Source organism: Vibrio sp. A37 (assembly GCF_059777565.1).
The window spans coordinates 137,471-156,711 of record NZ_JBLNLI010000003.1; the positions used below are offsets into that span (position 1 = coordinate 137,471).

Annotated in this window: 18 protein-coding genes; 11 read left to right on the forward strand and 7 right to left on the reverse strand. The window is 43.3% G+C overall.

The annotated features are described in order from the left end of the window. Nucleotides 1-4: 4 nt before the first annotated feature. From fldA to ACM2FC_RS06690, 3 genes are all read right to left on the reverse strand, one after another. The gene (gene fldA / locus ACM2FC_RS06680) at nt 5-538 is read right to left on the reverse strand and encodes a flavodoxin FldA (protein WP_498480111.1); all 534 of its coding nucleotides are present in this window, start codon (nt 536-538) and stop codon (nt 5-7) included. A gap of 51 nt (nt 539-589) precedes the next feature. Continuing rightward, on the reverse strand, nt 590-808 hold the full coding sequence (locus tag ACM2FC_RS06685; protein WP_498480112.1) for a DUF2788 domain-containing protein: 219 nt from the start codon (nt 806-808) through the stop codon (nt 590-592). 82 nt (nt 809-890) lie between these two features. After that, entirely contained in the window at nt 891-1,661 is a 771-nt protein-coding gene (locus tag ACM2FC_RS06690) for an alpha/beta fold hydrolase (RefSeq protein WP_498480113.1), read from the reverse strand. 92 nt (nt 1,662-1,753) lie between these two features. On the opposite strand from ACM2FC_RS06690, the gene seqA reads away from it, so the two are divergent. Both seqA and pgm read left to right on the forward strand, forming a co-directional pair. Then, nucleotides 1,754-2,302 carry a replication initiation negative regulator SeqA gene (gene seqA / locus ACM2FC_RS06695; protein ID WP_498480114.1) on the forward strand — a complete coding sequence of 183 codons (549 nt, stop codon included), beginning with the start codon at nt 1,754-1,756 and terminating at the stop codon, nt 2,300-2,302. Nucleotides 2,303-2,385: 83 nt separating this feature from the next. Continuing rightward, nucleotides 2,386-4,032, forward strand: coding sequence for a phosphoglucomutase (alpha-D-glucose-1,6-bisphosphate-dependent) (gene pgm, locus ACM2FC_RS06700; RefSeq protein WP_498480115.1), 1,647 nt, complete (start codon nt 2,386-2,388; stop codon nt 4,030-4,032). Between the two features lie 79 nt (nt 4,033-4,111). Here pgm and ACM2FC_RS06705 read toward each other — a convergent pair whose 3' ends face one another. Then, complete coding sequence (locus ACM2FC_RS06705) at nt 4,112-4,906, reverse strand: DUF1853 family protein (RefSeq protein ID WP_498480411.1); 795 nt, start codon at nt 4,904-4,906, stop codon at nt 4,112-4,114. A 55-nt stretch (nt 4,907-4,961) separates the two neighbouring features. Here ACM2FC_RS06705 and ACM2FC_RS06710 point away from each other — a divergent pair, with 55 nt between their 5' ends. Then, nucleotides 4,962-5,720, forward strand: a complete 759-nt coding sequence (locus ACM2FC_RS06710; protein ID WP_498480116.1) for a Nif3-like dinuclear metal center hexameric protein — start codon at nt 4,962-4,964, stop codon at nt 5,718-5,720. Nucleotides 5,721-5,788: 68 nt separating this feature from the next. Here the strand turns inward: ACM2FC_RS06710 and ACM2FC_RS06715 are convergent, their stop codons facing one another. Then, nucleotides 5,789-7,078: a citrate synthase gene (locus ACM2FC_RS06715; protein ID WP_498480117.1), complete on the reverse strand. Its 1,290-nt coding sequence runs from the start codon at nt 7,076-7,078 to the stop codon at nt 5,789-5,791. Between the two features lie 398 nt (nt 7,079-7,476). Here ACM2FC_RS06715 and sdhC point away from each other — a divergent pair, with 398 nt between their 5' ends. From sdhC to sucD, 8 genes are all read left to right on the forward strand, one after another. Continuing rightward, complete coding sequence (gene sdhC / locus ACM2FC_RS06720) at nt 7,477-7,869, forward strand: succinate dehydrogenase cytochrome b556 subunit (RefSeq protein WP_498480118.1); 393 nt, start codon at nt 7,477-7,479, stop codon at nt 7,867-7,869. After that, nucleotides 7,863-8,210, forward strand: a complete 348-nt coding sequence (gene sdhD, locus ACM2FC_RS06725; protein ID WP_498480119.1) for a succinate dehydrogenase, hydrophobic membrane anchor protein — start codon at nt 7,863-7,865, stop codon at nt 8,208-8,210. The genes sdhC and sdhD overlap by 7 nt, the downstream gene beginning before the upstream one ends. Continuing rightward, nucleotides 8,211-9,977, forward strand: a complete 1,767-nt coding sequence (gene sdhA / locus ACM2FC_RS06730) for a succinate dehydrogenase flavoprotein subunit (protein ID WP_498480120.1) — start codon at nt 8,211-8,213, stop codon at nt 9,975-9,977. Nucleotides 9,978-9,992: 15 nt separating this feature from the next. Continuing rightward, a complete protein-coding gene (locus ACM2FC_RS06735; protein WP_498480121.1) occupies nt 9,993-10,703 on the forward strand; it encodes a succinate dehydrogenase iron-sulfur subunit in 711 nt (236 codons plus the stop codon). A gap of 96 nt (nt 10,704-10,799) precedes the next feature. Continuing rightward, nucleotides 10,800-13,616 carry a 2-oxoglutarate dehydrogenase E1 component gene (sucA, locus tag ACM2FC_RS06740; protein WP_498480122.1) on the forward strand — a complete coding sequence of 939 codons (2,817 nt, stop codon included), beginning with the start codon at nt 10,800-10,802 and terminating at the stop codon, nt 13,614-13,616. Nucleotides 13,617-13,635: 19 nt separating this feature from the next. Continuing rightward, nucleotides 13,636-14,850 carry a 2-oxoglutarate dehydrogenase complex dihydrolipoyllysine-residue succinyltransferase gene (gene odhB / locus ACM2FC_RS06745; protein ID WP_498480123.1) on the forward strand — a complete coding sequence of 405 codons (1,215 nt, stop codon included), beginning with the start codon at nt 13,636-13,638 and terminating at the stop codon, nt 14,848-14,850. Between the two features lie 200 nt (nt 14,851-15,050). Beyond that, complete coding sequence (gene sucC, locus ACM2FC_RS06750) at nt 15,051-16,217, forward strand: ADP-forming succinate--CoA ligase subunit beta (protein ID WP_498480124.1); 1,167 nt, start codon at nt 15,051-15,053, stop codon at nt 16,215-16,217. Next, complete coding sequence (sucD, locus tag ACM2FC_RS06755) at nt 16,217-17,089, forward strand: succinate--CoA ligase subunit alpha (protein WP_237361250.1); 873 nt, start codon at nt 16,217-16,219, stop codon at nt 17,087-17,089. The genes sucC and sucD overlap by 1 nt, the downstream gene beginning before the upstream one ends. 78 nt (nt 17,090-17,167) lie before the next feature. Here sucD and ACM2FC_RS06760 read toward each other — a convergent pair whose 3' ends face one another. Beyond that, on the reverse strand, nt 17,168-18,499 hold the full coding sequence (locus ACM2FC_RS06760; protein ID WP_498480126.1) for a Na+/H+ antiporter family protein: 1,332 nt from the start codon (nt 18,497-18,499) through the stop codon (nt 17,168-17,170). A gap of 28 nt (nt 18,500-18,527) precedes the next feature. After that, the gene (gene rnt / locus ACM2FC_RS06765) at nt 18,528-19,175 is read right to left on the reverse strand and encodes a ribonuclease T (protein WP_498480127.1); all 648 of its coding nucleotides are present in this window, start codon (nt 19,173-19,175) and stop codon (nt 18,528-18,530) included. Nucleotides 19,176-19,241: the final 66 nt, after the last annotated feature.

Here is a 19,241-nt window from a genome sequence, read left to right on the forward strand (position 1 = left end):
AAGATCAGTCTTCCAGCTCAGATAAACACATTTCTTCGTGGATTTGTTTAACCCAGTTGGTCACTCGCTCATCGGTGAGTTCTGGCTGACGATCTTCGTCAATGCATAGGCCAACAAATTGGCTATCGTCATCTTCTAATACCGCTTTCGAAGCTTCAAACTCATAGCCTTCTGTCGAAGTTTGGCCAAGAATTGTAGCGCCTTTAGCTTCAACGATATCGCGAACAGTGCCCATAGCATCACAGAAATATTCAGCGTAATCTTCCTGATCTCCGCAGCCAAAAATTGCTACTAATTTACCAGAAAAATCAATGCTTTCTAGTTCTGGAAAAAAATCATCCCAGTCACATTGCGATTCGCCGTAGTACCATGTAGGAATACCAAGAAGAAGCAAATCGAAGTTATCGATATCTTCTTTGCTACTTTTTGCAATGTCTTGAACATGAACGAGCTTTTTGCCTAACTGTTTTTGAATCATCTTTGCGATAGCTTCGGTGTTGCCTGTATCACTACCAAAGAAGATACCTACACTTGCCATAGAGTTTTTACCTTTGATTTGTCTAATTCTGGCGAATAAATATTGTTAGGGTTACAGACCAGAGCCTTCCCAAGTAAGTTGTATGATTCCTTTCATGATGAAACCCGTACAACCCAAGAAAAGTACTAGCCAAACTATACGACGTCCGAAAGGTGGAACATTACCTTGTTTCAATACGTCTTTAATTGCCATTCCGATAAGAAAGAAAATAGACGCAAACAACAGGTCGAGTCCAATCGACTCAATGATGTTCATGTAGTCGTATAGCATGGTATCCCTTTATGCCAATTCAATTGGCCGCACTATAACATTGTTGCTGAATAAAGTTAATTCGCGCTTTGCTTAAATGTTGTTACGACGGCTGAATAAATTTATCGATTGCTCTGAGCACTTCCTTGGGTTTCTCAGCATGAAGCCAATGGCCTGCATTTGCAATTACATGAGCTTTTGCGTGAGTAAACTGCTTTTGGATATAAGGTTGATGTTCAGCAAGTAAGTAATCTGATGCTCCACCTTTTACAAACAAGGTAGGAGTTGAAAGAGGCTCAATATCTGCCCAACCAAGAATATTCCAGTAATTCTCTTCTACCGAAGGCACATTGAATCGCCAACAGAATATACCGTTATTGTTAAATAGAGATTTGCTTAAAAATTGTCTAACTCCATCTTCTTCGATATGTTTTGTCATTATCTGCAGTGCTTCAGAGCGGGAGGTAGGTTTCTCTTTAATTACTGCGTGCAACCCAGCTAACACGTTATCGTGCTTTCGCTTTGTGTAGGCGACAGGAGACATATCTAGTACGATGAGGTGTTGGGTGCGGTCTCTATCAATATCTGCAAGTTTAATGGCGACTTTCCCTCCCATGGAGTGACCAACTAATGTGAACGAGTCAATGTTGAGATGATCGATTAATGCCTTTACATCTTCTGCCATTGAAGGGTAGTCATGCTGCTCACAATGGAATGAACGCCCATGGTTACGTAAGTCTATGCTAAGTACTTGGTAATCATTTTTTAATTCGCGCGCTAGCACACCTAAATTATCTAAACTTCCAAATAGTCCGTGGATCAATACAAGGGTGTGACCCTCACCTTCTAATTTGTAGTTGAGCAGTTGTGACATTTTATTTTATTCGTGACTGGTTTAACGTGGAGTATCTGACAAGATCTCGTTATAATCTTACAGAGTTTAAACATTGAGATTGTGAAAAGCGAATGAAAACAATTGAGGTTGATGAGGATCTATACCGCTACATCGCTAGCCAGACACAGCATATTGGTGAAAGTGCATCAGATATATTGCGAAGATTGCTAAAAGTAGATACGAATAGCAATAATGGTGCTGGCTCTTTTATCAAAGCAGGTATGGGTGAAAAAGGAATTGTAGTTAGCAAAGATATTGTTAAAGAAACCAGCATTGATGGTGTGAAAGAGATGCGAACTTTACTCATATCTGATGAGTTTGCTGGATTGAAAAAAGCAATAGATAGATTCATGCTTGTCCTCTCAACCCTATATCGTATTGACTCAAGTAGTTTTTCGGAAGCCAGTCAGGTCAAGGGTAGGAAAAGAGTTTACTTCGCAGATAACGAAAAAACTTTGTTGGCCAATGGTAATACAACCAAGCCAAAAGCTATTCCGAATACGCCTTTCTGGGTTATCACCAACAACAACACCAGCCGAAAGCGGCAAATGGTTGAGCAATTGATGGCGAGAATGAACTTTTCGAATGATTTAATAGAAAAAGTCACAAACTCAATTTAAAGCAAAGTAATTTAAGGCCTCATACCACTTCTTAATCGAGTTATGAGGCCTTTATTTTTCTCTATAATTTTAAGGACTTCAGAATGGCTATTCACCCTAGAGCGGGCCAAAAAGCTCAGCAGCAAGATCTTCACAATATCCCATCTTTAGTATCTAACTATTATCTACTTCAACCTTCAGCAAACGCTACCGAGCAACGTGTTCAATTTGGTACTTCAGGTCATAGGGGAAGTGCTGACAAAGTGACGTTTAATGAAAATCATATCTTGTCTATTGCTCAAGCGGTGGCAGAAATTCGTGCAGAGTCGGGTACAACTGGGCCAATGTTTGTTGGTAAAGATACTCATGCACTATCAGAACCTGCATTTAATAGCGTGGTTCAGGTGTTGATTGCTAATGGTGTGAAAGTTATTACTCAAGAAAACAATGGCTATACGCCAACTCCAGGGATTTCTCATGCAATTTTAACTTACAACCAAAAGCATGATAATAAAGCGGATGGTTTAGTTATTACTCCATCTCATAATCCACCTCAAGATGGCGGTATTAAGTACAATCCTATACACGGTGGCCCTGCAGAAGGTGAATTAACGAAACGCATTGAAGACAGAGCCAATGCATTGATTGCCGAAAATCTTCAAGGTGTTAAGCGTATAGATGTTGAGCAAGCGAAGTCATCAGAGCTATTTGAAGACAAAGATCTGATTTCCATATACGTTGATGATCTCGTCAATGTTGTCGATATCGAAGCAATTCAAAAAGCCAGCCTTAATATCGGTGTTGATCCTCTAGGTGGCAGTGGTATTGAGTATTGGAAGAAAATTGCGGAAGTTTATAAGCTCAACCTGACTTTAGTTAACGACGCGGTTGATCCTTCCTTCCAGTTTATGTCTTTGGATAAAGACGGTGCCATTCGTATGGACTGCTCATCTCCGTATGCTATGGCTGGTTTATTGGCATTGAAAGACGAATATGATTTAGCTTTTGGTAATGACCCTGACTACGATCGCCATGGTATCGTGACACCAAAAGGTTTGATGAATCCTAACCATTTCTTAGCGGTATGTATTGATTACCTATATCGTCATCGTGAAGGCTGGTCAAAAGATGTTGCTGTGGGCAAAACGCTGGTATCAAGTGCTTTAATTGATCGTGTCGTAGCAGCGCTTGGCAGAGAGCTTTGCGAAGTGCCTGTTGGTTTCAAGTGGTTTGTTGATGGGCTATACAATGGTCGTTTTGGCTTTGGTGGTGAAGAGAGTGCTGGAGCTTCTTTCTTGCGTAAAGATGGCACGCCTTGGTCAACAGATAAAGACGGAATCATTCTTTGTTTATTAGCTGCTGAGATTACAGCGGTAACAGGCAAGAACCCTCAGCAATATTATGAAGAGTTAGCAGCGAAGCACGGTGAGTCGCAATACAATCGTATTCAGGCTGTTGCAAACGGTGCGCAAAAAGAAGTACTTGCAAACTTGAGCCCTGATATGGTCTCTGCTTCAACTTTAGCGGGTGACACAATCACTGCTCGTTTGACGCACGCTCCAGGCAATGGCGCTGGAATCGGAGGTTTAAAAGTGACGACAGAGTTTGGTTGGTTTGCTGCCCGGCCATCTGGCACAGAAGAAATCTACAAGATCTATTGTGAGAGTTTCAAAGGAAAAGAGCACCTGAAGCAGATCGAAGCTGAAGCGCAAGAGATAGTTAATCAGGTGTTTAAAGAAGCTGGGTTATAAGGCTCATTTCTTTTAAAGACTTGTCGATAAAAGCAGCAATATACTTGCTGCTTTTTTTTATGCTTATGCTTAACGAGAGCTAGTTTGGCCAACTATCTGGAACAATAAACCAAAACTGCCCTGTTGCAGATTGGTAGTGTCTTGATTGACTCACGCTACTCGGTTTTGCTGGGGTGTCAAAGCGTTCTAGGCCGGTAATCCATTGATGTTTATGCATTGAATATAGCGGCTCTTCAATTAAGTGCTGCTGATGTTGAAAGCACCAGTACCCCTTAATACGAGATCGGTTCAATACTTTTGATAAACACTTTTCTGGTATTGAATTCGGCTCGAAAGGGTTCACATACAAACGTCCTTGCATCAAAAGGTTTTTCTCCAGGTTTGACCACTGTGGGTACTTGCTCTGAAAGGCCTCAGAAGCAGACATATTGAGCTGGTGATCTAGCATTCTAGCGAGTTTTAAATCTAATCTATCTTTTGCGTTTGGGCCGTACCAAAGATCGCCATGCAACAAATAGAACTTTATGGCTACCTCCCAATGTTCAATCTGTTTGCTTGCCAAATTTTCAATAATAAAGTCAATGGCTCCTAGAGTTTTGCCATTTTGATTCAATTGGATTTCTTCAGCTAAAAGCTTATGTTGATTGGAATTTGAAAAAAGTTGGCTTACGACATATTGATAGAGAAACCCTAGTCTTGGGTTTCCTGTATATTGTTCCGGCCAATCAACGCTGGCAGCGTCAGCTGGGTATGAATGACGAATTGATTCGTTCTCTTCAAACAGACTTGATGTTTCTTGTATCCACTGTGCGATTTGAGCTAATTGATTCATAGATCTGTATTTCTCAGTTGCATTTCGACATTCTAGGTGCAAATTGTTATAAACGACTAGAGCGCCATTAAGCGCACTGGTGAGAATGGTTACGGTAATGAACAATATACAACTAGAAAAACTTCTAAATGAAAAGCTTTCTCCTCAATTAATTAAAGATTACGCGCCAAATGGCTTACAGGTTGAGGGAAAACAAGAAATACACAAGATTATTACTGGGGTCACAGCATGCCAAGCATTGATCGATGTTGCAATCGAAAAAAATGCTGACGCGTTGTTGGTCCACCACGGATATTTTTGGAAGGGCGAGCCTGAGCCGATTCGAGGCATGAAAGGAAAAAGAATTCGTAGCTTAATAAAGAATGATATCAACCTTTTTGGTTATCATCTACCTCTAGATATTCACCCTGAACTCGGTAACAACGCTCAGTTGGCAAGCCGCCTTGGCATCAAAGTTATCGATGGCTTAGAAGGGCATCCACAATCTGTGGCTATGTATGGAGAGTTGGAAACGCCAGTAACAGGAGAAGAATTCGCAAGGATAATTGCAAAAAGTTTGAATCGTGAGCCTCTACATATCGAGCCATTTGGCTCAGATAAAAAAATCTCCTCGGTTGGTTGGTGCACTGGTGGGGGGCAGGATTACATTGATTTAGCAGCTAAGTTTGGTTTGGACGCCTTTATTTCTGGAGAGATTTCAGAGCGCACAACACATTCTGCCCGCGAGCAAGGAATGCACTATTTCTCTGCTGGGCATCATGCGACAGAAAGGTATGGAATTAAAGCGCTAGGAGAGTGGCTGACAAAAGAGCATAGCTTTGATGTTGAGTTTGTAGATATTGATAACCCTGTCTAGCTTCGTAAAAGAACGTGATTGCTAAAAGTGAAGGCTGCATTTCTGCAGCCTTTTCACTTTAAGTCGTGTTATTCACGTTCGTGAATAGGTTTAAAGTCGCGTTTCTTTAGGCCAGTATATAGCTGACGTGGGCGTCCAATACGATTTTCTGGGTCACTGTGCATTTCGTTCCAGTGAGCAATCCAACCAATGGTACGAGACATTGCGAAGATAACGGTAAACATTGAAACTGGAATACCAATTGCCTTCAAAATGATGCCTGAGTAGAAATCTACATTTGGATAAAGCTTCTTATCAACAAAGTACTCATCTGAAAGAGCAATACGCTCAAGTTCCATCGCCACATCAAGTAGAGGATCTTGGATATTAAGCTCTTTCAGAACTTCATGGCATGCTTCGCGCATTACTGTTGCACGAGGATCGTAGTTTTTATATACACGGTGGCCAAAGCCCATTAGACGGAATGGGTCGTCTTTATCTTTTGCTTTGTCAATATATTCTGGGATATTGGCTACGTCGCCAATTTCTTCCAGCATCTTCAAGCACGCTTCATTCGCACCACCATGAGCAGGTCCCCAAAGAGAGGCAATACCAGCTGCAATACATGCGAAGGGGTTTGCACCAGAAGAGCCCGCCAATCGCACAGTCGATGTTGAAGCGTTTTGCTCATGGTCTGCGTGTAGAGTGAAAATTTTGTCCATCGCGCGAGCAACGACAGGGTTGACTTCGTACTCTTCACATGGGTTCGCGAACATCATGTGCAAGAAGTTTTCAGCGTAACTTAGATCGTTACGAGGGTAGATGAACGGTTGGCCAATAGAGTATTTGTAACACATTGCAGCCAAAGTCGGCATTTTTGAGATAAGGCGGTAAGCCGCTATCTCACGGTGTTCATCGTTGTGTACATCTAACGAGTCGTGATAGAAGGCTGCTAAGGCTCCAACCACACCACACATTACCGCCATTGGGTGAGCATCCCGACGGAAACCATGGAAAAAGCTCGCGATTTGCTCGTGAACCATTGTGTGGCGAGAAATTGTCTTTTTAAATTCTTCGTATTCTTCTCGATCTGGCGCTTCGCCATAAAGCAAGATATAACATACTTCCAAATAGTCGGCATTATTTGCCAGCTGATCGATAGGGTAGCCACGGTGTAATAGTACACCTGCACCACCATCGATATAAGTGATTTGAGATTCACAAGATGCGGTGGCAAGAAATCCTGGGTCAAATGTAAAGTAACCATTTGCTCCCAGTTTTCGAACATCAATTACTTCTGGGCCTAAAGTCCCGCCCATAATTGCTAGCTCGATTGGCGCTTTGCCTTCAATTTGAAGGGTCGCTTTCTTATCTGCCATAACCAATCTCCTTTGTTTATTTTTAATCCAGTCAGGATGTTTATGTGCCAATTTTTTACGATTGTTCGTTGGGAAAGTCAATTACTGTCGTGTTTTGTGTGCACTTGTAGGGGTTTTTTGTTGATGTATAGTTAAAAACCTGCCCTGTGTAGCAAAAACTGTTGCACTTATTGTATTAGAATGTTGCGAGCCGTATAGTGGCGCTGAAATTTTTTGGGGAAACCTTTTGAATTCAAGGCTAGACTGTATTACGAAGCAATTTGTACTAGCTTTGGCCGTTAACTTAAAATACCACGTTGAATTGCACCATTATGATGCCTTTTTGTGACATTAAAGTTAACTTTTATAGGTTTTCCATAGAAAATCGTTCTATAACTATAAATGCATAATGGAGCTGAGTGAGCAAGCCCATGAAAGAAAGAAAGTCAAGACCTGTTAATCTCGATTTACAGACCATCCACTTTCCGATTACCGCGATTGCATCTATATTACACCGTATCTCCGGTGTTATTACGTTTGTCGCAGTCGGAATCCTTCTCTGGTTATTATCTATATCCCTGTCATCCCCCTTTGGTTTCCTAGAAGCATATAACATCGTTAGTGGCTTCTTCGTCAAGCTGATTTTGTGGGGCATACTAACCGCGCTGTCATATCATATTGTCGGCGGAATTCGTCACTTGCTCATGGACTTAGGGCATTTTGAAGAGCTGGAGAGCGGAACAAAAAGTGCAAAAGTAGCATTTGTTGTGACGGTTATTCTATCTGTATTGGCGGGGGTTTTAGTATGGTAAACAACGTTTCTACCGTAGGCCGCAACGGAGTTCACGATTTCCTCCTAGTCCGTGGTACGGCCATCATTATGACTTTGTACACTTTGTACTTAGTCTGTTTCTTCGCGTTCTCAGGAGAAATTACTTACCAATCTTGGGTCATGTTTTTTGCTGGTACATTTACTAAAGTGTTTACCATGCTTGCCCTGGTTTCTGTCTTGATCCATGCCTGGATTGGTTTATGGCAGGTCCTTACCGATTACGTTAAATGCACTAAATTGCGTGGTGGGTTGCAGCTTGTCATTATTGCCGTGCTGCTGGGTTATGTCTTCTCTGGCTTATTTATTTTGTGGGGTGTGTAAGTGTCTATTCCAGTTCGCGAGTTTGATGCCGTAGTTATTGGTGCAGGTGGCGCAGGAATGCGTGCGGCTCTGCAAATCTCTGAGCAGGGTTTATCCTGCGCATTATTATCTAAAGTATTTCCTACCCGCTCCCATACCGTTTCTGCTCAAGGTGGTATTACGGTTGCGTTAGGGAATTCTCATAAAGACAACTGGCAATGGCACATGTACGACACCGTTAAAGGGTCGGATTACATTGGCGACCAAAACGCTATCGAATATATGTGTAAAAATGGGCCAGAGTCAGTCATCGAACTTGAAAAAATGGGTCTACCGTTTTCTCGTTTCGATAATGGTTCAATTTATCAAAGACCTTTCGGTGGTCAGTCGAAAGAATTTGGTGGTGAGCAAGCTGCTCGAACAGCTGCTGCAGCCGACCGTACTGGTCACGCATTACTGCACACTCTTTATCAGCAAAATATCAAACACAAAACAACTATCTTCTCTGAGTGGTATGCCTTAGATCTGGTAAAAAACCAAGATGGTGCAATCCTAGGTTGTACAGCTATCTGTATGGAAACCGGAGAAATGTGTTACTTCAAATCGAAAGCAACAGTTCTTGCGACAGGTGGAGCTGGTCGTATCTACGCTTCTACCACGAATGCGCATATCAATACCGGTGATGGTGTGGGCATGGCGCTTCGTGCTGGTGTGCCAATGCAAGATATGGAAATGTGGCAGTTCCACCCAACAGGAATTGCTGGAGCCGGTGTACTGGTGACAGAAGGTTGTCGTGGCGAAGGTGGTTATCTTCTCAATAAAGATGGCGAGCGTTTCATGGAGCGTTATGCTCCAAATGCGAAAGACTTAGCTGGCCGTGATGTCGTTGCGCGTTCAATGATGATTGAAATTCGCGAAGGCCGTGGCTGTGATGGTCCATGGGGACCACACATTAAACTTAAGTTAGATCACTTAGGTAAAGATGTATTGGAATCACGTCTACCAGGTATCTGTGAGCTATCACGAACATTTGCTCACGTTGATCCGGTGAAAGAGCCAATTCCCGTTATTCCAACGTGCCATTACATGATGGGTGGTGTTCCGACGCAAGTCTCTGGCCAAGCGATTAAGCAAGATGCTTCTGGCAGTGATGTTGAAGTTCAAGGTCTATTTGCTTGTGGTGAGATTGCATCAGTATCTGTACATGGTGCAAACCGCCTAGGTGGCAACTCATTGCTTGACTTGGTGGTATTTGGCCGTGCAACAGGATTACACCTTGGTGATACTTTAGATGCTCAAGCTGAAGCACGACCAGCTTCAGAATCCGATATCGAGGCGTCTCTAGCTCGTACAATGCGCTGGGAAAACAGTACTGGTGGCGAAGATCCTGTACAAATTCGAAAAGATCTACAAAGCTGTATGCAGCACAGTTTCTCAGTATTCAGAGAAGGTGACGCAATGGCAACTGGCCTAGAAGAGCTGAAAACGATTCGCGAGCGACTGAAAGATGCTCATTTAGCAGACAAGTCTTCCGAATTTAATACACAACGTATCGAGTGTTTAGAGCTAGATAATTTAATGGAAACAGCTTTTTCAACGGCTGTTGCTGCTAACTATCGAACAGAAAGCCGAGGCGCACACGCTCGCTTTGATTTCCCAGATCGTGATGATGAAAATTGGTTGTGTCACTCAGTTTACAACCCAGAAACGGAACAAATGGCAAAGCGTGACGTTAATATGGAACCTGTTCATCGTGAAGCATTTCCACCAAAAATACGTACATACTAAGGGAGGCCAACGTATATGAAACTTAACTTCTCTCTGTATAGATACAATCCAGACGTTGATAAAAAACCTTATATGAAGGATTACTCTCTGGAGGTGGATGAAGGCTCGGATATGATGCTGCTGGATGCGCTAATTCTATTGAAAGAGCAAGATCCAACCATCGCTTTTCGCCGCTCATGTCGTGAGGGAGTTTGTGGCTCCGATGGCTTAAATATGAATGGTAAAAACGGGCTAGCATGTATCACACCGCTTTCAGCGCTAGAAGGTGGAAAAATTACGATACGTCCGCTTCCAGGTTTGCCTGTGGTTCGTGACCTGATCGTTGATATGACTCAGTTTTACGACAACTACGCAAAAGTGAAGCCATTCTTGATTTCTGACGGTAACTTACCGCCTTCTAGAGAAAATTTGCAAGCTCCAGAAGATAGAGCACATTTAGATGGTTTATACGAGTGCATCATGTGTGCATGTTGTACAACGTCTTGCCCATCTTTCTGGTGGAATCCGGACAAGTTTATTGGTCCAGCAGGATTGCTTGCTGCTTATCGTTGGTTAATTGATAGCCGCGATACTGCAACCGATGAGCGCTTATCAGAGCTTGATGATGCGTTCAGCGTGTTCCGGTGTCACGGAATTATGAATTGTGTCAGCGTTTGTCCGAAAGGGTTGAATCCGACCAAAGCAATTGGTCATATAAAGTCGATGCTAGTAAATCGTTCTATATAGTAAAGAAAGCCAAGCCAACCTTTGATTAGGTTGGCCATTTAAAAATAACTCGGCGTAGACCGAAGATAATGTGAAAACTACTGGTTAAGGGAAAATATGCACAATGGTGTGATGAAGGCATGGCTCGAGTCTTCACACTTGGCTGGCGCCAATGCAACTTATGTAGAAGAACTCTACGAACTGTATCTAAGTGATCCCGAACAGGTAAGTGAGGAGTGGAAATGTGTATTTGAAGATTTGCCAACGCAAACTTCAGAAGCGGTTGAACAACCGCATTCACGGATCCGCGAATACTTCCGACGACTCGCAAAAGAAACAAAGCATTTTAGTGCCCAAGTTAGTGACCCAGAAGTCGATGCGAAACAAGTAAAAGTTCTCCAATTAATTAATGCTTATCGATTCCGTGGGCATGAGGCGGCGAATCTCGACCCCTTGGGTCTTTGGAAAAGAGATAAAGTCGCAGAATTGGACCCTTCCTTCCATACTCTTACCGAAGACGATTTCGACGAAACATTCAATGTGGGTTCGTTTGCCATCGGCCAAGAAACAATGGTACTTAGAGACCTGTACAAAGCTTTAAATCAAACCTACTGTGGTTCGATTGGGGCTGAGTATATGCACATGACCAATACCGAACAAAAGCGCTGGATACAGCAACGGTTAGAGTCGGTATCGGGTTTACCTTCTTTTTCTCAAGATGAGAAAAGAACATTCTTGGAAGAATTAACAGCTGCTGAAGGTCTTGAGCGATACTTAGGTGCTAAATTCCCTGGCGCAAAGCGATTTTCATTAGAAGGTGGTGATGCGTTAATTCCAATGACAAAAGAAATTATCCGCCATGCTGGTAATGAAGGCATGCGTGAAGTTGTCATTGGTATGGCCCACCGCGGTCGTTTAAATATGCTAGTGAACGTGCTAGGTAAGAAGCCGCAAGATTTGTTCGATGAATTTGCAGGCAAGCATGACGATACCTGGGGTACGGGTGACGTCAAGTATCACCAAGGTTTCTCTGCAGACTTTGCAACGAACGGTGGTAATGTTCACTTAGCTCTCGCGTTTAACCCTTCTCACTTAGAAATTGTTAACCCAGTAGTCATAGGTTCAGTGCGAGCTCGTCAAGACAGATTAGATGACCACGAAGGCAAGAGTGTTCTACCTATTACTGTTCATGGTGACTCTGCAATTGCTGGTCAAGGTGTTGTCCAAGAGACGTTTAACATGTCTCAAGCGCGAGGCTTTAAAGTCGGAGGAACGGTTCGCATTGTGGTAAACAACCAAGTTGGCTTTACTACATCTAACCCAAGAGATACTCGTTCTACCATGTACTGTACCGATATTGCTAAGATGGTACAGGCCCCAATTTTCCATGTAAATGCGGATGACCCTGAAGCAGTCGCTTTTGTCGCTCGTGTTGCATTGGATTATCGAAATACTTTCAAACGTGATGTTGTTATTGATTTGGTTTGTTATCGTCGTCATGGACACAACGAAGCAGATGAGCCAAATGCAACTCAGCCTCTGATGTATCAAAAGATCAAAAAGCACCCAACACCACGTAAGCTATACGCTGACGTGTTAATCGATAGGGGTGAGTTTGGTATCGATACTGCAACTCAGCTCGTGAATGAATATCGTGACGCTTTGGATCAAGGTGAAGTTGTTGTCAAAGAATGGCGTCCAATGACCATGCACTCCGTGGATTGGGACCCGTTCTTAGGACACGATTGGGATATTGAGTGGGACAACAAGGTTGATAGCAAACGCTTGATCGAGCTAGGTAACAAAACCTGTCAATATCCAGAAAGCCACAAGCTACAAAGCCGTGTGAATAAACTCTATAACGATCGCTTGGCCATGATGAGTGGTGAGAAAGCAATTGATTGGGGTATGGCGGAAACTCTAGCTTATGCAACGTTAGTTGATGATGGCAAGCGAGTAAGAATCTCTGGTCAAGACTCTGGTCGTGGTACTTTCTTCCATAGACACTCAGTGCTTCACAATCAAGCGGATGCAAGTACATATGTACCTTTGGCGAAGCTACATGACAAGCAAGGTCCGTTTCAGGTCTTTGATTCAGTATTGTCAGAAGAAGCAGTGCTAGCATTCGAATATGGATATGCTACGGCTGAGCCAAGTGGCTTAACGCTATGGGAAGCACAATTTGGTGACTTTGCTAACGGTGCACAAGTGGTAATCGACCAGTTTATTTCTTCTGGTGAACAGAAGTGGGCTCGTCTGTGTGGATTGACTATGTTGCTTCCTCATGGATATGAAGGTCAAGGCCCAGAGCACTCGTCAGCTCGCTTGGAGCGCTACTTGCAATTGTGCGCTGAACAAAATATGCAGGTGGTTGTGCCATCGACACCAGCTCAGGTTTACCACATGATCAGAAGACAAGTGGTTCGCCCGATGCGTCGCCCACTTATCGTAATGTCTCCTAAATCTTTGCTTCGTCATCCACTGTGTACTTCTCAAATCGAGGATCTGGCAGAAGGTACGTTCCAAGCTGCTATCGGTGAAATTGACGAGCTAGAGGCAAGCAAAGTTAAACGCGTTGTTATGTGCTCCGGTAAGGTTTATTACGATCTCCTAGAGCAGAGACGCAATAACGAGCAAGATGATGTTGCCATTATTCGTATCGAGCAACTTTACCCATACCCGTTTGCGGAAGTCACAACAGCAATAGAAAAATACACTAATGCTGTGGATTATGTATGGTGCCAAGAAGAACCTCAAAACCAAGGTGCTTGGTACTCTAGTCAACATAACTTCCGAACATCTATCCCCGCTGGAAAAGAATTGAAATATGCAGGTCGCCCAGCTTCTGCATCACCAGCTGTCGGATACATGTCAGTACATTTGAAACAACAAAAAGCGTTGGTCGAAGACGCTCTGACCCTAGACAAGAACTAGAGTGAAAGGAAAAAAGAATATGACAATTGAAATTCTGGTTCCAGATTTACCTGAATCGGTCGCAGATGCAACAGTTGCAACGTGGCATAAACAACCAGGAGAAGCGGTTGCTCGTGATGAAGTGATCGTTGATATAGAAACGGATAAGGTCGTCTTAGAAGTACCGGCACCTGATGAGGGTGTGCTTGAAGCTATTATCGAAGAAGAAGGGGCTACGGTTCTTTCAAAACAGCTAATAGCAAAGCTAAAACCTGGCGCAGTTGCTGGTGAACCAACCAAAGATAAAACAGAAGAACCTGAAGCATCACCAGATAAAAGACATAAGGCGACATTAGCAGAAGAATCTAATGACGCACTTAGCCCAGCTGTTAGACGTTTGCTTGCCGAGCATAACTTGCAAGCAAATCAAATTAAGGGCTCTGGTGTCGGTGGTCGTATCACTAGAGAAGATATTGAGTCATACCTTGCGTCGAATAAAGGTGGGGCTGCTTCAGCGGAAGTGAAACAAGACGAGCCAGTGGTTCCAGCAGCAGCTCGCAGCCAAAAACGTGTTCCAATGACACGTCTTCGTAAAACGGTTGCAAACAGATTGCTTGAAGCGAAAAACAGCACGGCAATGTTAACTACGTTCAACGAAGTGAACATGAAGCCAATCATGGATTTGCGCAAGCAGTATAAAGACTCGTTTGAGAAGAGGCACGATATCCGCTTAGGTTTTATGTCTTTCTATGTTAAGGCGGTAACGGAAGCACTAAAACGTTATCCAGAAGTTAATGCATCTATCGATGGTGATGACATTGTTTATCACAATTACTTTGATATCAGTATGGCGGTTTCCACTCCTCGTGGGTTGGTGACGCCGGTATTGAAAGATTGCGATACGCTTGGCTTTGCCGATATCGAAAAAGGCATTAAAGAGCTTGCCGTAAAAGGCCGTGATGGAAAACTGACGGTTGATGAATTGATGGGCGGCAACTTTACCATCACTAATGGTGGCGTATTTGGCTCATTGATGTCTACACCAATCATTAACCCGCCTCAATCGGCGATTTTGGGTATGCATAAAATCCAAGAGCGTCCAATGGCCGTTGATGGAAAAGTCGAGATCTTGCCGATGATGTACCTTGCATTGTCTTATGACCACCGATTAATTGATGGTCGTGAGTCAGTTGGTTTCTTGGTAACGATAAAAGAGTTGTTAGAAGATCCGGCACGTCTATTGTTGGATGTATAACGTTTCAATTTTCGGTTAAAAGCCAATCAACAACAGGTTTAGGGTTAGCCATGCTCACGGCTAACCCTTTAGAAAGTCAAATTAATTAGTGTCTTAATTTGGCTACTTAAGTAAAGTAACCCTACATACATATTGTTCATACCCATGATTCAATATGGAGAAAATAAATCCTTCAAAGGATCACAAAACGGAATATAGTAATGAACTTGCATGAATATCAAGCCAAACAGCTGTTTGCAGAATTCGGTTTGCCAGTACCAGAAGGCTACGCATGTGATACTCCACATGAAGCAGCAGAAGCTGCGGGCAAAATTGGTGGAACCAAATGGGTCGTAAAATGCCAAGTACACGCAGGCGGGCGTGGCAAAGCTGGTGGTGTTGAACTGCATGATAATAAAGATGGTATCAGAGATTTTGTTCAGAAATGGATAGGCAAGAATCTTGTTACTTACCAAACTGATGCGAAAGGCCAGCCTGTTTCTAAAATCCTTGTTGAAACAGCTTCTGATATCGCAAATGAGCTATATCTAGGCGCAGTTGTTGATCGCTCAACAAAACGAATCGTATTTATGGCATCAACTGAAGGTGGTGTTGAAATTGAGAAGGTTGCTGAGGAAACGCCTGAACTCATTCACAAAGCAGCTATCGATCCTTTAGTTGGTCCAATGACTTACCAAGGTCGTGAGCTAGCATTCAAACTAGGTCTTGAAGGCAATCAGATTAAGCAATTTGTGAAGATATTTATGGGTCTTGGCAAAATGTTTAGCGAGCTAGATTTAGCACTACTAGAAATCAACCCATTAGTTGTGACTGGCGACGGTAACCTAGTGTGTTTGGATGGTAAGATCAACATCGATTCGAACGCTCTTTATCGTCACCCTAAACTTCGTGAAATGCATGATCCGTCGCAAGAAGATGAGCGTGAAGCACATGCTGCGAAGTGGGAACTAAACTACGTAGCATTAGACGGCAGCATCGGCTGCATGGTTAACGGTGCTGGTCTAGCTATGGGTACGATGGATATCGTAAACCTACATGGTGGTAAACCTGCCAACTTCCTTGATGTTGGTGGTGGTGCTACTAAAGAGCGCGTAACTGAAGCATTCAAGATCATTCTATCTGATACCAACGTTAAAGCGGTATTGGTGAACATCTTTGGTGGTATCGTACGTTGTGACCTAATCGCTGATGGCATCATTGGTGCAGTTGAAGAAGTTGGTGTTGAAGTACCAGTTGTTGTTCGACTTGAAGGAAATAACGCGCCACTAGGTGCCAAGAAACTGGCTGATAGTGGCCTAAACATCATTGCTGCGACCTCACTCACTGAAGCAGCTGAAAAAGTAGTTGCAGCAGCGGAGGGCAAATAATGTCAGTCTTAATCGATAAAAATACTAAAGTTATTTGCCAAGGCTTCACAGGTGGTCAAGGTACGTTTCACTCAGAGCAAGCTATCGAGTACGGAACGCAAATGGTTGGTGGTGTATCTCCAGGTAAAGGAGGTCAAACTCACCTAGGTCTACCAGTTTTCAATACTGTTCGTGATGCAGTAGAACAAACGGGTGCAACAGCATCGGTTATCTATGTACCAGCTCCATTCTGTAAAGATGCAATTCTAGAAGCAATCGACGCAGGTATTAAGCTAATCGTAACGATTACTGAAGGAATTCCAACACTAGACCTTGTTGAAGTAAAAGAGCGTCTAGATGCATCTGGCGTTGTTATGATCGGTCCTAACTGTCCAGGTGTGATTACTCCTGATGAGTGCAAGATTGGTATCATGCCAGGTCACATTCATAAGAAAGGTAAAGTCGGCATCGTTTCTCGCTCTGGTACTCTCACTTATGAAGCAGTTAAGCAGACAACTGATGAAGGCTTTGGCCAGTCGACTTGTGTTGGTATTGGTGGTGACCCTATCCCAGGCTCAAACTTCATTGATATCCTTAAGCTGTTTGAAAAAGACCCTGAGACAGAAGCTATCGTTATGATTGGCGAGATTGGTGGTACAGCAGAAGAAGAAGCGGCGGCATTCATTAAAGACAATGTCACTAAACCTGTTGTTTCTTACATCGCTGGTGTGACAGCACCTCCAGGTAAGCGTATGGGGCACGCTGGTGCAATTATCTCTGGTGGTAAAGGTACGGCTGACGACAAGTTCGCGGCTCTTGAAGCTGCAGGCGTTAAGACTGTTAAAAGCTTAGCGGACATCGGCAAAGGTCTTCGTGAGATCACTGGTTGGTAATTTTACTGACTGCAATAAAAGAAAACCGAGCAACTAACTGCTCGGTTTTTTATGCTTGTTTGCGTGACATTAACACTTTTATAGGACCATTGCCGCTAACCAGCCAAAGCCGATAAGAGGGATGTTGTAGTGTAAGAAAGTAGGGACCACTGTTTCCCATATATGCTCATGTTGCCCATCAATGTTTAAGCCTGAAGTTGGGCCCAAAGTAGAATCCGAAGCAGGCGAACCAGCATCTCCTAATGCTGCAGCCGTACCAACTAATGCTACTGTTGCGAGAGGAGAAAAGCCAAATGCTAAACAAAGAGGCACATATATTGTTGCGATAATAGGTATGGTTGAGAAAGAAGAGCCAATCCCCATCGTAACTAGCAAACCCACAACAAGCATCAATAGTGCCGCTAAAGGTTTGTTGTCGCCGATAGTTGTAGAGATAGACTGTACCAAAGATTCAACGCCTCCTGTCTGCTTCATAACCGCTGCAAAGCCAGCTGCGGTAATCATAATGAAGCCAATCATCGCCATCATATGAACGCCTTTGGTAAATACATCATGGGTTTCTCTCCATGCGATTACTCCACCTAAGGTAAAGACCGTAAAACCTGCCAGAGCACCGATAATCATAGAGCCAGTATAAAGCTGGACTGATAACGCTGTGATAATACCTACAACAGCGACTTTGATATGTTTGCGGTTTGGCTCATTGGTTTTGTTAGAAGGCTCTTCATGAAGCTCTGAGTTCTGGAAGTAAGCCCGAGGCTTTCGATAGCTTACGAATACAGCGGCCAATAACCCGACTAGCATGCCTAATGCAGGCAAAAGCATTGCCTGTGGGACTTGTGAAGCATCGACGGCTTGCAAGCCATTATCTTGTAGGTTTTTAAGCAAAATATTGTTGAGAAAGATACCGCCGAAACCAATAGGTAGAACCATGTAAGGGGTGATAAGTCCGAAGGTGAGAATACAAGCGAGCATTCTTCGGTCAATTTTAAGCTTGTTGAAAACCCCCAATAAAGGTGGAATCAAAATCGGTATAAAGGCGATGTGAACAGGAATGATGTTTTGCGATGACATGGTAATTGCCACCAAGCAAATCAGTAAACCATATTTTAAACCGTTTGAAGCAAGGTCATTGTCTTGGCCTGAGATTTTCTTGATGACGGCTTGAGCTAGCAGGTCAGTGATGCCTGAGCGAGAAATAGCGACAGCAAAGGTGCCAAGCATTGCATAGCTTAGCGCAATTGTCGCACCGCCGCCCAAGCCACTCTCAAAGGCTGAAATAGTATCATTTAAACTCATTCCAGCGGTTAATCCGCCCACTATTGCACTAAAAGTCAGGGCGATGACTACGTTAACGCGCATAAGTGCCAAAAGGAGCATCAGGCACACGGAAATAACAACGGGATTCATAGTTGTCCTTAACTAATTGATTGGATGTTTAGTCGGTATTGTCGCTTAGCGGCCAACCGCCTAGAGCTTTCCATTTATTTACTATTTGGCAAAAAAGTTGTGCAGTTTTTTGGGTATCGTATAAAGCGGAATGTGCTTCTTTGTTATCAAAATCGATACCTGCAGTTTGACACGCTTTTGCTAGAACCGTTTGACCGAATGCAAGCCCACTTAGTGCAGCGGTATCAAAGGTGGCAAAAGGGTGAAAAGGTACTCGTTTTAGTTTGCACCTCTCATTGGCTTCAGAAACAAAACTGTGGTCAAACGTTGCATTGTGAGCAACGATTATTGCTCGATTGCAATCGGCTTCTTTCTGTTCTTTACGCACAATTTTATAAATTTCTTTTAACGCTTCGGATTCAGTGACAGCCCCTCTTAAAGGGCTGAATGGATCGCGGATTCCATTGAACTCAAGTGCTGCTTGCTCAATATTCGCACCTTCAAAAGGTGACACGTGGAAATGGGATGTGGTCGCAGGATGAAGATCGCCATTCTCATCCATTTTTAAGGTGATGGCACAAATTTCCAGAAGAGCATCTGTTTTCGCATTGAAGCCAGCAGTTTCTACGTCAATAACGACAGGAAAATAACCACGAAAGCGCCCTCTAAGTGTTAGAGCGTCATTATTTGAAGACATGTTTTACCTAGTTTATTCGATATGGCGTCATTATTGCAGATTATGACAAGGAGCAAAACCAGCACC